This window comes from Flavobacterium artemisiae, assembly GCF_042678225.1.
Classification (GTDB): domain Bacteria; phylum Bacteroidota; class Bacteroidia; order Flavobacteriales; family Flavobacteriaceae; genus Flavobacterium; species Flavobacterium artemisiae.
Genome location: NZ_JBHUDZ010000002.1, coordinates 426711 through 440782, shown reverse-complemented (window position 1 = coordinate 440782; position 14072 = coordinate 426711). Strand labels below are relative to the sequence as shown.

Sequence of the window (14072 nt, the reverse complement as noted above, 5' to 3'; positions counted from 1 at the left end):
ATTGCCTCCAGCTTTAGCTGGATGCTTAATTGCAAAAAACGATAATGGCTTTAGCCAAAACTACGATAGTTTGGCTAAAGCCATTTATTAAAAATTTTAAAACATCCAGCTAAAGCTGGAGGCAATTCATATTAAAAATATTAATTCGCTTTTGATCTAAAACAAAATCAGTGTAAATCCGCGTCTTTGCAAAAGCAAATCTGTTTAATCTGCGTCTTATTTTAAAGTCAACAGCATTTCTTGCGTACGAACTATTCCAGTTAATTCTGTATTCGCCGTTTTAGCAATTTTACCCGCAATTGGGTTTGGAATTTTAATATCAAAATCAGAAACTGCTATGGGGAAGTCGGATATTATTTGAATTCCGTCTGCTACTTTTTTGATAAAAGCACTTACTATTACTTCTCTTGATTTTCCTTTTAAACTTAGTCTGCCCTTTATCTGGTATTGTTTTTCGATTTCATTAATATCTTTCAAATCAAACTTCTGAATTTTCCCTTTAAAAACTGCTTTCGGATAACGATCGCTCTCCATATAATTTTCATTAAAATGCTGCTGCATCATATCCAATTTAAATTGAAAATCTTTGATTATAACCGTGCAGATAAAACTACTGGTTTTAGGCTCTAAAAAAATAACAACTTGTCTGTTTACCGCTTTTATTTCTTCAAAAAAAGGAACAGAAGCTTCAAAATTTACGGTGCCGGCAGTGGTAAAAAATTTGTCTTGCGCTAAGACTGAAAAGGCGGTAAAAAATAAAATTAATAATGTAGTTGTTTTCATAATCGTCTGCATTTAAACAATTATGTCATTCGATTTTTTTCCATTTAAGAGAAACGAAAAAATTAAGATTTCAGGTGAATAAAAAAAATCAAACGGCAGTACTCCGTGAATATCAGTTCGTTGAACTTCATACTTAAAGTTACGATTTTTTTACCACAATGGTTGTGGCTTTATCCTAAAAATTTGTGAAATATTTTGGACCTAAAATTAGTTAAAAACACACTGCTGGCTAGGATTACAAATTCTAGCCCGTAGTGTTTAAAACTTTATGGTTACGTTGCGGGCACGGATTACAAATCCGCGATAACGCGTAACGCGATAATAAATTCAAAAAACTACAATGTTTTATCTATGTCACAAATATCAATTGCCTCCAGCTTTAGCTGGGGTCTTAATAATTATACAAATGGCTTTAGCCAAACTATAGCAGTTTGGCTAAAGCCATTGTAGTTTTTTTAATTTATTATCCCCAGCTAAAGCTGGAGGCAATTGATATCATATAGATTTATAAATTATATCTTAGTAACACCGAAATGAAAAACAAATTATCCTTGCACTTCTGTACAAATCTCTATTAAAAAACCATTTAAGTCTCTTGCGTACGCTACAATTTGTCCCCAAGGTTTTTCTACCGGTTCAGAAACTATAACGGCTCCAAAAGTGGTCGCTTTTTGTAGCATTTCTGGAACATTATCTGTTATAAAACCAATTTCTATGGCAAAAGGTTTGTCTTCTAAACTGCTTTCTATAAATCCTTCTTTAAGATTTTGAGCTGCTAATTTTTTTGATGCAAAAGATAAAGTAGTTTCTCCTGTAATTAATTCTCCGTAATCATTATCTGGCGACACAAATTTTCTCGAGAATCCGAAAGCATTCTCGTAAAACGCAATAGATTCTTCTACATTTTCAACGTATAATATAGTATATCCGAATTTTATCATTTTCTAAATTTTTAAAGTTTATATCTTAAAGGTAGAAATTTATCTGTAATTTCCTTTTAAAATTTCAACTGCTAGCTTTTAGCTAATTTCCAGCAAGACATTATATTTCTCTAAACTAGCCAAATCTTCGATCGAGTTAATGTTGGTTAGTTTTTCGTGTTCTTCAACTTCTTTTCGAACTTCTATATGTTTTACGGCTTTTCTAAAACGGCGTACTTCTTGTAAATTCGATAAAATTAATCCGGGAACCTGTACGCTTTTGCCTTCTTTGTCTTTGGCAACCATTGTAAAATAAGACGAATTACAATGTTTGATTGCCCCAGTCTGAATATTTTCTGCTTCCACACGAATTCCGACAATCATCGAACTTCTTCCCACATAATTTACAGAAGCTTTCATGGTTACCAATTCGCCGACTTCGATAGGTTTTAAAAAATTAACTGTATCTACAGAAGCAGTTACACAATAATTACCGCTGAATTTGGATGCCGAAGCAAAGGCAATTTGATCTAATAATTGTAAAATATAACCTCCATGAATTTTGCCGCTAAAGTTGGTATGCGACGGAAGCATTAATTCTGATATGCTAATTTTTGAGGAAGAAACGGGTTTAAAATCTGTAGTCATGTTTTTGTTTGTTTTTTGGTATTTAATTTCAACCATACAAGTCATTAGAAATATAAGTTTTTGAATTAAATGAACTCATACGACTTACAGACTTATAGGTTTAATATTTTATTTTTTTAATTCAGTAATTCGTTTTCTTCTTCGTTAGAAGCTCTGGCAATGATATTTTCCGGAAGCGATTTCTTGGCCTTTGCTCCCATTTTCTTTAATCTTTCTACGCTCGTCACCAAGTTTCCTTTTCCTTCAACGAGTTTATTCATAGCGCTTTCGTATTCTGTTTTTGTATCTTTAATTTTATTTCCAATTCGAACTAAATCAGATACAAAACCTTCAAATTTATCGTACAAAGCTCCGGCTTGTCTTGCAATTTCAAAAGCATTTTCCTGCTGTTTCTGGTTGGTCCACATACTGTCAATTGTTCTTAGCGTTGCCAAAAGTGTACTTGGCGTTACAATTACAATATTGCGGTCAAAAGCTTTTGTGTATAATGTTGGATCTTCGTTTAAAGCGATGGCAAATGCGGGTTCCATCGGAATAAAAAGCAGTACAAAATCAGGACTTTCTATTTGATATAAATCATGATAATTTTTATTTCCTAATTGCTCTACGTGTCTTTTTATTGAGATAACATGCTCTCTTAAAAATTCAGTTTTTAAGAGTTCTGATTCTTCATTAATCCATTTTTCGTACGCTGCGAGTGAAACTTTAGAATCGACAATCATTTTTTTACCGTCGGGAAGATTTATAACTACGTCTGGAAAAACACGGTTTCCTTCATTATTCATAAAACTTTGCTGTACTTCATATTCGCGCCCTTTTTCTAAACCTGATTTTTCTAAAACACGCTCCAAAACCAATTCGCCCCAATTTCCCTGCATTTTACTGTCTCCTTTTAGTGCTTTGGTTAGATTCAGGGTTTCTTTACTCATTTGGGCATTCATTTCGCTTAAACCCAAAATCTGCTGGCGAAGCGCGGCATGATAATCAATACTTTCTTTATGAGTCTGCTCCACTTTTTGTTCAAAACCATGAATTTTATCCTGAAGCGGCAACAGAATATTTTTCATGTTTTCGCTGTTTTGTTCAGTAAACTTAGCCGATTTTTCTTCGAGAATTTTATTGGCTAAATTTTCAAATTCTTTGGTAAACTTTTCCTGAAGCTCGTTGATCTCACTTTTCTGTTCTTTATGACGTTCCCACAAATTTTCAAAATCAACTTCTTTTTTAGAAAGCTGAATCGCAAGACTGTCTTTTTCTGTTCTGATGTTTTCTTTTTCAGAATTCGTTAGCTGTATTACTTTCTGAAAATTATTTTTTTCGCTCTCAAACTGTTCTTTTTGCATTTGCAGCTGACTGTTTACAGCATTTATTCGCTCTTCTAAAATTGCTTTATCAGACTGCGATTTTGATCCAGAAAGTAATTTTCCAACATAAATCCCAATCACAAGCGCCACTGCAAAACCCAGTAAAAACGGTAAATAATCTAACATATCTAAGTTTATTTTACGTAAAAGTACGCAATAATACGTAGTAGAAAATTTTAAAAATAAAAATTTCACGAATTCATATTCAATTCAAATTAAATCAACATTTTATTTTTTTTTAATGCTGGACGCAACCTTTTTTTAAAAGTTTCATCTACATGATATAAACCTATTTTAATACCATCATGAAAAAATTATTGCTTAGCTTATTTATAGCTTTCGGATTCAGCGCCTGTTCTCTTAATAATGAAGATACTTATACTGATTGTGGCGCCAATACAGAAGTTGCTTTTTCTAAATTTGCATTAGGATGTAACTACACTGTAAAAACGCTTTACAACAACCCTGTTGCCTTGATTGCATCGTCTACAGAAAAAATGGATCAGTATTTTACGAAACACGTCAATAGCTGTTCTGTTCCAAGCGATCCTAATATTGATTTTTCTAAAAACTACTTGGTTGCTATTTTTGCTGGTGCAAAACCAACAAGCGGTTACGATATTAAAATTACTTCGATTGTAGAAAATCAATGTGAAATGATCATTAATTTCTACGAAAAAAATCCAGTGGCGGGAGAAACGCTGACTCAGAATCCAACGTATCCAGCAGATTACATTTTAATTCCAAAAACTAACAAATCTATTGTTTTCAATAAAACAAATGAAAGTCCAGATCATATTGTAATTGGAAACTTTACAAGTGTATCAGGCGGTACTCAGAAATTTATTCAGCTTAATGATTTTAATATTTTGAAGTTCCAAAACGTGGTTTTCAATCAATATAATTTTGAGCAATACAGCTATACAACTACAACTAAAAGAACTGAATATACTACGTTTTCTAAAGTTATTCCAACAGAAATTTTAAACCTAAAAGGACAAACTAAAATCTATGGTTCGCCAAATACTGCAGCTGAAGGCGGTGTTTATTTTGAATTGACTCAAGGCGCTTCTGTTACTAAAGTCTATATTGATAACAATGATACTGCAGACCAAAGTGCGGCGGTTATTGCTTTCAAAAAAGCTGTTAGAGAAAAAATCGCTGCTACAAACTAATATATTATGAAAAAATATCTTTTCTTTTTTATTGCAATTTGTCTTTTTACGACTAGTTATTCTCTAGACTCTAAAAAAGTTGCTGGAGGATCAATTATCAATACTTGGACTTGGGAAAAATCGGTTGGAGGAAATGCTAATCCGTATATTTCGACACCAAAAACAATTGGTTTTACTAAGAAAATTGTTTTTACATCTGAAGGTAGAATTATTACTTATAAAAATGATGTAGAAATTAGAAATAATACTTATCAAATAGAAAAAGGGATTGCTCATTTTGACAAGACCGAACACGACCTTATCACGTTTGAAGGCAAGACATATGCCATAGAAAAACTTGATAATCAAAACCTAACCATTATAACTAACAACGAAGATGGTGTTCGCACTATTTTTAAAAGATAGTTTTGTAAGCTATTTAAAACTATTTTTGCAACACCAAATTTAAACCTTTTCTTGAAAGACGATTTAGAAAAATATATCAAACTGTGCATGAAAAATGACAGAGAGGGACAACTGAAAATTTATCAGTTGTTCTCTCCTGTTTTATATGGTATTTGTTTGAAATATATGAAAAACGAAGACGATGCAAAAGACGTTTTTCAAGAAGCATTTGTAATCGCTTTTCAAAAAATAAGTCAATACAAATTTGAAGGAAGTTTTGAAGGCTGGCTGAAACGAATTTTTATCAATAAACTCATCGAAACCTTAAATAAAAAGAAAAAAGAAAGTTTCTTTTTGGATGTTTTTGATCCTGATACTGATTTTATTGAGGAGGAAGAACTCGAAGTGGTTCCGATAGAGCAGGAAAAACTGCTGGAATATATTCGAGACTTACCCGATCAATACCGGACGGTTTTTAACCTCTATGTTTTTGAAAAACTAAAACACAAAGAAATTGCCGAACTTCTCAAAATATCAGAAGGGACATCAAAATCAAATTTAAATCGCGCCAAGCACATTTTGCAAAAGCGAATTTTGAGCATAAAAAATTTTAAGACAGCATGAAAAAGCAAAAAATAGAAAATATTTTCTCTTCAATGGAAGACTTCTCGAGTGTTCCGCCTCCAGAATTATGGGCACAGATTGAAGAGAAATTAGACAAACCAAAAAAGAAAAAGAGAGCTATTCTTTGGTGGTCGGCTGCGGCATGCTTATTATTAGGTTTACTGCTTCCTTCTATTTTATACTTTATAGCTCTCGAAAACAAAAACTTTGACCTAAATACTAACGGTACAGAAAAAATAGTATTAGACAATAAAACAACTCCAAATTCAAATAAAACAACGCCTGCAAAGAAAAACGAAAACAATCAGCAAGTTAAATCTAATTCAAACGAAAACGAATCTGTTATCGCAAAAGAACAGTTAAATAATCCTTCAGACAATTTCAATCAGCAGTCAAGTTATGTTTATTCTGATTCAGATTCTAAAAACAAAAAAGGTGTTGAACATTTGAATTCTAATGCTAAAATTCAAAAAAATCAAACCAAATCTAATTTGAATAAAGAAGAATCTGTTATTGCAAAAGAGCAGTTGAGCAATTCTTCAAACGGCTTTAATCAGCAGTCGAGTTATGTTTATTCTGATTCGGATTCTAAAAACAAAAAAGGTGCTGAGCATTTAAATTCTAATGCTAAAATTCAAAAAAATCAGACTAAATCTAATTTGAATAAAGAAGAATCTGTAATTGCAAAAGAGCAGTTAAACAATTCTTCAAACGGATTTAATCAGCAGTCGAGTTATGTTTATTCTGATACAGATTCTAAAAACAAAAAAGGTGCTGAACATTTGAATTCTAATGGTAAAATTCAAAAAAACAACAATACCAATTCAGTTAAAGTTGGTAAAGATGTAAATATTACGGCTAAAAATCATGCAGTAGCCGAATCAAATACATTGATCGCTAAGAACAAAAAAACAGTAACGGGAATTCCTGCTGAAAATGTTGTTTTTGGAAAAACTAAAGGATTTAACGCATCAGTTAAGGATCCGTTTACAAATGCTTTTGAAGAGCAAAAAGTAGCATCGAATACTAAAAAATCTTCTCAAAGCAATGGTTTTAATGGAAATATGAACCTCAACAATACAACTAATAAAAACGGCACTTTTAATTTTGGTACTAACAACAATGCAAATATTCCGAATATCGCATTAAGTCCTGAATTAAATGCTAGGAATAAAACGGCTACAGGTCTGAATAAAACAGATTCTAAAAATGGAAATGTTGTTTCTGAAAAAGCAATTGCATTGAATCAAACTGAGAATTCTAAAAACACATCGAAGTTTGGTGACGCCTTAACTAAACAGGATTCTGCGCAGTTAGCAGTGCTTCAAAACTTAGAAAAAGGAATTTTGACTCCTGAAATTACAAAAGATAAGGAAGACGAAAAAGAGGATAAAAAAGTATCTAAAAAAGAAAAATGGGCAGTTGCCTTGTACGCAGGAGTTGCCAATTCTGAAAATTATAAAAACGACAAAACGCTGGGCAATGTAAACGATTCTAAGCAAACCAGTACTTACGGTGTAAAAACTTCTTATAAAATCAATAAGAAATGGGCTGTTGGTTCTGGGCTTAAAATCAATGAACTCGGACAAAGTGTAGCCAATGTTTCGTATATGAACGCGAGAAATACGGCATTTTTTACAACAAGTGATTATTACAATTCGCAAGTTGCTTCGGCTGATAAATTAACTGGAAATTCAGATTTCTTGTTTGTGCCTTCTAACAGCCAGCAGGCAGCGGCAAGTGAAAATGTAAAAAATGGTAATTTGGATCAAAGTTTACGTTACATCGAAATGCCATTAGAGGTTTCATATTCTATTTTTAACAGAAATAAAGCGAGCATCAATTTAAATACAGGAGGTTTTGTCGGAAAACTGATTTCGAACACTGTAACTCTTGACGGACAATCTCTTGGACAAAATATTAATGCAAACGATTATGTGTATGGTTCAACATTAAGCAGTACACTGCAATATCGTGTGTACAAAAAAACCAATGTTTTTGTAGAGCCAGCTATGAATTATTATATTAATCCGCTGAACAGTCAATCTTTCAATCAATTTCAGTGGGGATTAAATTTTGGTTTGAATGTGTCGTTTTAAAAGATATTTTGATGTAAATTTCAAAAATATTTTTTTAAATAAATGACTTTTAAAACCCATTCTATTCCATTTAATTTGCTGCAGATTCAGGAATTATTTTCAAATCATAATCTTCTAGAACTTTCGCTTTTAACAAAAGAAAATGAAAGCGAAGGATACAACGCTTATCGTTTTGAGATTCAAAACAAAAAAATCTGTTACAGAGAAGCCAAAATTACGCCTACGAAAACGGGTCAGTTTGTTACTTTATGGAAGAGAAATCAAAAGGGAATCATTGCACCTTTTGACGATTCTGATCCAATCAATTTTGTGATGATAAGTGTTCGAAAAGATGAAAACTGGGGAATGTTTATTTTTCCTAAAAAGGCTTTAGCAGCAAAAGGCATTTTTTCGACCATAACTAAAGAAGGAATTAGAGCCACACGTGTTTACCCTCCTTGGGACGAAACTTCGAGTAAACAAGCGCAAAAAACGCAAAAATGGCAGCTTGATTATTTTTTCTCGTTAGATAAAAACAATTTTAATCTGAATCAACTTCAAGAATTACTATCCGAAAAATAATTTTTCAGCATAAAAAAAGGCAGTCTTAAACGGACTGCCTTTTTAGTAAAATTTAAAAACAATTATTTTTTAACCAATTTATCTTTAAATATTACCTTATTATTTTCTGAAACGGTATAGAAATAAAATCCTGCCTGTAAATTACTCACAGAAACAACAGTAGTACTTATTTCATCTTCATTTTTTACACTAATCGGATTTCCAATCGTGCGTCCGTTAATGTCGTACAGTCTAATTTTCAGATTTCTGTCTGCTGTAGTTTTTACATCAAAACTCACCACATCAGTCACTGGATTTGGGTAAGCTTTTACATAATATTTGTTTTTAGCAAAATCCGGCGTTGACAATACATCTTGTTTCAACTGAAAACGAGCAATTACAGGTCCGTGATCAGAAGTCGTAGTCGTATAACTTGTTATATCGTTACGAGGATCATAAACTGCCGTAGAACCTTGAATATATTGATCAACTAATTCATTAGAAATGGTGATATGATCTAAAAATCCGCCTGAACTTAAAAAGCTGAATGCACCCGCTTGGCTGATTTCTAATGTCAAAGCTTTATAATTATTGGTATCTGTTACAAAAGCTTCATAAGAAGATGGCTGTCCTGGAATAACTGAAGCTTTTACATCGTCATTGTAATCTCCTAAAAGTATCAAATTAGCTTTTGGATAATGTGCATCTAAACTGTCTTTTAGTACCTGCGTATCGTATTTACGCATATTGTAACGTGCGATATCCGTTCCGCTGTTAGCACGAGCGTGAAGATCTATAAAATTAATTTCGTTTTTAACGCCATTAAGATTCGTTTCCAGAGTCACCATATATGGCAGACGTCCAGAAGAAAAGAAACTGCTGCTAGAACCTCCAGGATAATTAGCCAAAGTTTTTGTTCCGGCACGTAATTCATCATAAAGATCTTTAAACATAACGCGTGTCTTTTTAACCGTCGTAGTTTGAGTATTATAAATCACAACTAATTTTTGAGGCGGGAAAGTTGGATCTGAAGTCGGATCCCAAGAATATGACCATGATGTTGAAATGGCTTTATCAAATGTTTTCCCGTTTACATTTAGTTTTTGAATCAAATTATCAATCTGAGCATCACTTGAAACTTCCTGAACTACATACACGTCGGCATCTAGTTTGTTCATCACTGTTGCTACGTTATCCAGCTGTAATGTTTTATTAGCTGGTCCGTAAGCAGCGGTTGGAGCGCCAAAAAATTCTAAATTATAAGTTACCACATCAAAAGTTTCTGCTTTTGGAAGTGAAGATCCAGTTAAAGAACCTATTTGTTTGTTTAATGAAGTTCCTGTAACTGTCAATGGACCCGCAATTTTAAATTCTTTTGCAGTCGGTGCAAATCTCGCATATAATGTTTTTCCAGCAAAAGCATCTGCTTCTGTCAAAGCAACACTGTTTTGGAATGTACTATTATCTAAAGATATCTGATAACCTGCAGGTGCAGTAATTGTTACATCTCCATATCCTTTGGCTCTGAAAGCAAAAGATTGTGAAGCAGAAATAGTATTTTGGTCTATAGTTCCAAAATCTAAAACTGGGTTTGAAGCTACATAACCAGATTCATTTGTAATGGCATAATCATCAAAAGACCATTCTGCAGCATTTCCTGTACCGCCTCCCATTGCAGTTTCATAAACCCAAGCCAAATAAGTATTACTTGTTTTATAAGTTGTTAAATCAATATATTGAGATTGAACGTACGAATCTGTTGTAGTTGGAAAACTGCCGTCAATTTCTGTCCATGTAGCTGTTTCAGGACTGCTTACTCCATCATAGTTTGTAGAAACCATTAATTTTAAAGCTGGTCCCTGAAAGTACTTACGAGAATAAAAAGATAATAATGGTAATTTATCAAAAGTATCCAAACGTAATTTTGGTGAAATCAACCAGTCTTTACTTGCTCCGCTGTCTGAATAACCGTTCATAAGAACCGCTCCAGTTCCAGAATTTACATTTCTTGCTGTTGTAGTGTATGCCCATTTGTTAGCGGTTCCTGCTATATCATATTGTGTCCAGCCACTATTACTTAATACATTTGGATCATCAAAATTTTGAACATACGGATTAATTCCTCTTCCTTGTAATGATATATTTTTAATGACAGAAGTAGATTCATGCGTGATTTGACCAGTATAAACAGAAGCCAAATTTGGATTAAACTTTACATAAACCGTTTGTGAAGCATTTGAAGCAAAGTCCGCCGCAACAAATGTAAGCGTTGAACCAAACGTTACATTATCTTTCGAGATTGAAAAATTTGGCGTAACACTAACCGTTAAATCACTTAAAAGATCTGTTGCTTGAATTTGATAACTTTTAGATGTCGATTCTGTATTTATCTCCACTAAACCTAAATCTACCGCACCTACAGACGCTGTTATTACAGGCAATGGAGTTGCTGTTGTTGTAACATCTAATTTATTTACCGCTGTTTGTAGATTTCCATACTCATCTTCCGAAACAGAAAAAACAGAATAAGCCGTAGAAGCTGTTAAGCCTGCAAAGTTTTTAGTGTAAGCTTGCGCCGCATCAGCAATATCTAAAGAACCAGCTTGTAAAGCAGCGATTCCGTTAGCATCAAGACCCAATTTTACTTGAGCAGGAGTTGGTTCTGTGCTTCCGCCTGCAAGTAAAACGTAATAGGTTTTTCCTTCTTCATTCAACTTATTCGAAAAATCAAAATGTGTTGAAGATATATTGGCAGATTTTGGAAATCCAGTTTCGTTTACCGGTGCTGTGTGATCGCTATTTACATCAATATTGTCAATTGCAAAAGAAGGACGAGAGCCTGTCCCTGACAATTGCCTTGCGATCCATCTAATCTGAACTATCGGCTGATTATCACAATCCGAAGGCAATGTTACTTTTATAACTTGAAGATTTTGAGGTGAAGTATCTCCTGCCCCTATTTTCTGAGTTGAATTATTGACATAAACAGTAGTTGGCAAAGTTGTAAATACTCCTGTTGTTCCGACTCTGTATTGTAATACGAACTCATTAATTCTAGTTGTTGCTGGACTTCCGACTCCTGTTGGATTACGAATTACCATCACATCATATTGTACTTGAATTCCGTAGAAATTAGTAGTTTCTAATGCAAGTCCTATTGCTTGATCAAGGAAGCTTCCCGCATTCAAAAGTCCTATTTTGTCATTAAAATTGTAAACATCTCCAGAAGTAGAGCTAGCAGAACCCGCAGTTAACCCTTTATTTCCTGCTATAGTCCCTGAAGTTGTAAAACTTGAAGGTGTAGGTAAACTTGAAGGTGTACTTGCAGACCAACCTTGAATTCCTACAGGAAAAGCTGTTCCTAAGCCTGTAAAATCCTGTTTATAAGGAAGTACTTGAGCAGTCGGCATTGTCTGGGCTGAGAGTGTTCCCGCAAAGCATCCAAAAAAACATAATAAAGCCAGAATTTGGCGCGAAAAGTAGAGTTTTTTCATACGTTAAAAAATAGAGTTTTTAGAAATCAAATTTATCGCCTTTAAAGTTAAGGGAATATTATATAACCATAAATTTAATGTTTATAAAATTATAAATATAATTTAACAAAACACAATAATACTTTTAATATCCTAAATTAAAAACAACAAAAAACCCACATTTTAGCACATACTTCAACAAAACTCTAATTCACAAAACGTCCTAAAAGCTCCGTGTTTCCTACAAACACTAGCTTATTTTAAAACAAAAAAGCAGTAAACAAAAAGTTTACTGCTTTCTAAAAAAATATATTTTTTGAGTATTATACTGCCGTATAACCTCCATCGGCAATAATATAACTTCCCGTGGTGAAAGAAGATTTATCAGAGTTTAAGAAAACTACTAATTCGGCAATTTCTTCTGCGGTTCCTAAACGGTTCATCGCCGATTTGGCCGCAACAGCATTCATCATATCTTTGTTCAAATTATCTTTTAATAAGGCGGTTTCAATATAACCAGGACCGACCGCATTACAACGAATGTTTTTCTGAGCATATTCTACTGCAATATTTTTGGTCAGACCAACAACTCCGTGTTTACTTGCTGTGTAAGCGACACTATTTGGCGCAGCAACCTGCCCGTGAATTGAAGCAATATTTACAATGCTCCCGCCACCATTTTTTTCCATTTGTTCCAATTGATAACGGCAGGCGTAAAAAACACCGCTTAAGTTTAGCGCAATCACTTTGTCCCAAGCTTCTGGTTCGTATTCTCCTGTTGGTTTTGCTGGTCCGCCCATTCCGGCGTTGTTACACGCAATATCCAAACGGCCGTATTTTGAAACTGTCACTTCAACCATGTGCTTATTATCTGCGGCACTCGAAGAATCTCCTTTTACGAAAAAAGCTTCTCCGCCCTTTTCCTTTATAATTTTTACCGTTTCTTCACCGTGTTCTACGTTAATATCTGACAATACTACTTTTGCTCCTTCTCGAGCGTAGGCTTCTGCAACTGCGCGTCCGATTCCTGAACCGGCTCCAGATACAAAAGCTACTTTATTTTCTAAAAGTGCCATTTTATAAATGTTTTAAAATTGATACCTCTAATTTACAAAGATGTTTGCCGAAAGCCTTGATTTTACAAGAGTTTACAATAAGATTAACGCTAAGCGCTAATGTTATGTTATTTGATATTAAAATGATATTTTTTCATTAAAAATTTCGTATTAATATATTTATTCATCTTCATCCAATTTCATATTTCCTCTTTCTTTGTGATTATCAGGATTAGAATTAGGATATCGATTTGGCGTTATATCAGAGTTTCGGTCTTTATTTTCTACCGTTTTCTTCGCTTCTTCATCGGTAGCAACTCCTCGATTGGAGTTCGGATTATCTTTTGAGACTTTCGGAATCTTATTCGGAATATCTTCGTTTTCGTTTCTGGCTCTTTCTACTATTTTTTTATCTCCGTCAGCATCGGTGACCATTTCTCTTTTTAAATTTGGATCTTTCAAATCTTTATCGTGAGAAACGTTTTTACCTTTCTCGTCTATATTTTTCTGCGTTCCGTTTATCTTTTTTGTTCCTAAATTATTATTTTCCATGACATTATCCTTTTGTGTTACTATTATAATATTACGAATTTTAAGAACGAAAACTAAGTCATTTAACATTGCTTTAGGTCATTTTTTCTTTGAATTTTCTTTTGAGTAATGAAGAGTAAAAGAATGTAATCAAATGAAAATCAATCTCTTTTTGTATCATTTTACAGCTGTCTTTTTGTACTTTTAATGTTCCTTCCAAAAACACAATTCTTGCTTCAAAATCTTTTTAGAAACTCAAAAAACAAACGATATGAATTTCTTCAAAATCAAAACCAGCTGGTCAAATGCCGAATTTATCTTAATCAAACTCTGCATGGCTTCGGCTTATCTTTTTATCGGAAGTTATTTTCACGATTTCTTTGCAGCATATTACAATGTATTATTTGTTGTATTCGGATTTACTGTCGTGTGGTTCGTATATCAATGGCTCAAAAAAATGAAACAGCCGAATTAGC

Annotated in this window: 13 protein-coding genes; 6 read left to right on the top strand and 7 right to left on the bottom strand. The window is 33.4% G+C overall.

Features of this window, described 5'->3' with window-relative positions; translation table 11 throughout:
• Positions 1 to 216 precede the first annotated feature (216 nt).
• The 4 genes from ACFSC2_RS03900 to ACFSC2_RS03885 form a co-directional block, all read right to left on the bottom strand.
• Complete coding sequence (locus ACFSC2_RS03900) at positions 217 to 783, bottom strand: YceI family protein (RefSeq protein WP_379816307.1); 567 nt, start codon at positions 781 to 783, stop codon at positions 217 to 219.
• 545 nt (positions 784 to 1328) lie between these two features.
• The gene (locus ACFSC2_RS03895) at positions 1329 to 1724 is read right to left on the bottom strand and encodes a VOC family protein (RefSeq protein WP_379816306.1); all 396 of its coding nucleotides are present in this window, start codon (positions 1722 to 1724) and stop codon (positions 1329 to 1331) included.
• Positions 1725 to 1802: 78 nt separating this feature from the next.
• A complete protein-coding gene (locus ACFSC2_RS03890; protein ID WP_379816305.1) occupies positions 1803 to 2351 on the bottom strand; it encodes an acyl-CoA thioesterase in 549 nt (182 codons plus the stop codon).
• 116 nt (positions 2352 to 2467) lie between these two features.
• A complete protein-coding gene (locus ACFSC2_RS03885; protein WP_379816303.1) occupies positions 2468 to 3841 on the bottom strand; it encodes a DNA recombination protein RmuC in 1374 nt (457 codons plus the stop codon).
• Between the two features lie 179 nt (positions 3842 to 4020).
• Here ACFSC2_RS03885 and ACFSC2_RS03880 point away from each other — a divergent pair, with 179 nt between their 5' ends.
• Genes ACFSC2_RS03880 through ACFSC2_RS03860 form a run of 5 tightly spaced genes read left to right on the top strand, consistent with a single transcriptional unit; the run spans position 4021 to position 8558 of the window.
• A complete protein-coding gene (locus ACFSC2_RS03880) occupies positions 4021 to 4890 on the top strand; it encodes a protease complex subunit PrcB family protein (protein WP_379816302.1) in 870 nt (289 codons plus the stop codon).
• A gap of 6 nt (positions 4891 to 4896) precedes the next feature.
• Complete coding sequence (locus ACFSC2_RS03875; protein WP_379816301.1) at positions 4897 to 5295, top strand: hypothetical protein; 399 nt, start codon at positions 4897 to 4899, stop codon at positions 5293 to 5295.
• A gap of 51 nt (positions 5296 to 5346) precedes the next feature.
• Positions 5347 to 5898, top strand: coding sequence for an RNA polymerase sigma factor (locus ACFSC2_RS03870; protein WP_379816300.1), 552 nt, complete (start codon positions 5347 to 5349; stop codon positions 5896 to 5898).
• Positions 5895 to 7997, top strand: a complete 2103-nt coding sequence (locus ACFSC2_RS03865; RefSeq protein ID WP_379816299.1) for a hypothetical protein — start codon at positions 5895 to 5897, stop codon at positions 7995 to 7997. Before ACFSC2_RS03870 ends, ACFSC2_RS03865 begins: the two co-directional genes overlap by 4 nt.
• Positions 7998 to 8039: 42 nt before the next feature.
• Positions 8040 to 8558, top strand: a complete 519-nt coding sequence (locus ACFSC2_RS03860) for a MepB family protein (protein ID WP_379816298.1) — start codon at positions 8040 to 8042, stop codon at positions 8556 to 8558.
• Positions 8559 to 8620: 62 nt separating this feature from the next.
• Here ACFSC2_RS03860 and ACFSC2_RS03855 read toward each other — a convergent pair whose 3' ends face one another.
• The 3 genes from ACFSC2_RS03855 to ACFSC2_RS03845 all read right to left on the bottom strand — a co-directional run bounded on the left by ACFSC2_RS03855 (position 8621) and on the right by ACFSC2_RS03845 (position 13617).
• Positions 8621 to 12031, bottom strand: a complete 3411-nt coding sequence (locus ACFSC2_RS03855) for a choice-of-anchor J domain-containing protein (protein ID WP_379816297.1) — start codon at positions 12029 to 12031, stop codon at positions 8621 to 8623.
• A 302-nt stretch (positions 12032 to 12333) separates the two neighbouring features.
• Positions 12334 to 13086, bottom strand: a complete 753-nt coding sequence (locus tag ACFSC2_RS03850; RefSeq protein WP_379816295.1) for an SDR family NAD(P)-dependent oxidoreductase — start codon at positions 13084 to 13086, stop codon at positions 12334 to 12336.
• Between the two features lie 159 nt (positions 13087 to 13245).
• Positions 13246 to 13617 (bottom strand): hypothetical protein, encoded by a 372-nt coding sequence (locus ACFSC2_RS03845; protein ID WP_379816294.1) that lies wholly within the window; start codon positions 13615 to 13617, stop codon positions 13246 to 13248.
• A gap of 250 nt (positions 13618 to 13867) precedes the next feature.
• Between ACFSC2_RS03845 and ACFSC2_RS03840 the strand changes: the two genes are divergently transcribed.
• A complete protein-coding gene (locus ACFSC2_RS03840; protein ID WP_379816293.1) occupies positions 13868 to 14071 on the top strand; it encodes a hypothetical protein in 204 nt (67 codons plus the stop codon).
• Position 14072 lies beyond the last annotated feature (1 nt).

Excerpts from the sequence above, each read along its gene's own strand:
- ACFSC2_RS03900 (WP_379816307.1), bottom strand. The coding sequence starts at position 783 with ATGAAAACAACTACATTATTAATTTTATTTTTTACCGCCTTTTCAGTC.
- ACFSC2_RS03895 (WP_379816306.1), bottom strand. The coding sequence starts at position 1,724 with ATGATAAAATTCGGATATACTATATTATACGTTGAAAATGTAGAAGAA.
- ACFSC2_RS03890 (WP_379816305.1), bottom strand. The coding sequence starts at position 2,351 with ATGACTACAGATTTTAAACCCGTTTCTTCCTCAAAAATTAGCATATCA.
- ACFSC2_RS03885 (WP_379816303.1), bottom strand. The coding sequence starts at position 3,841 with ATGTTAGATTATTTACCGTTTTTACTGGGTTTTGCAGTGGCGCTTGTG.
- ACFSC2_RS03880 (WP_379816302.1), top strand. The coding sequence starts at position 4,021 with ATGAAAAAATTATTGCTTAGCTTATTTATAGCTTTCGGATTCAGCGCC.
- ACFSC2_RS03875 (WP_379816301.1), top strand. The coding sequence starts at position 4,897 with ATGAAAAAATATCTTTTCTTTTTTATTGCAATTTGTCTTTTTACGACT.
- ACFSC2_RS03865 (WP_379816299.1), top strand. The coding sequence starts at position 5,895 with ATGAAAAAGCAAAAAATAGAAAATATTTTCTCTTCAATGGAAGACTTC.
- ACFSC2_RS03860 (WP_379816298.1), top strand. The coding sequence starts at position 8,040 with ATGACTTTTAAAACCCATTCTATTCCATTTAATTTGCTGCAGATTCAG.
- ACFSC2_RS03855 (WP_379816297.1), bottom strand. The coding sequence starts at position 12,031 with ATGAAAAAACTCTACTTTTCGCGCCAAATTCTGGCTTTATTATGTTTT.
- ACFSC2_RS03850 (WP_379816295.1), bottom strand. The coding sequence starts at position 13,086 with ATGGCACTTTTAGAAAATAAAGTAGCTTTTGTATCTGGAGCCGGTTCA.
- ACFSC2_RS03845 (WP_379816294.1), bottom strand. The coding sequence starts at position 13,617 with ATGGAAAATAATAATTTAGGAACAAAAAAGATAAACGGAACGCAGAAA.
- ACFSC2_RS03840 (WP_379816293.1), top strand. The coding sequence starts at position 13,868 with ATGAATTTCTTCAAAATCAAAACCAGCTGGTCAAATGCCGAATTTATC.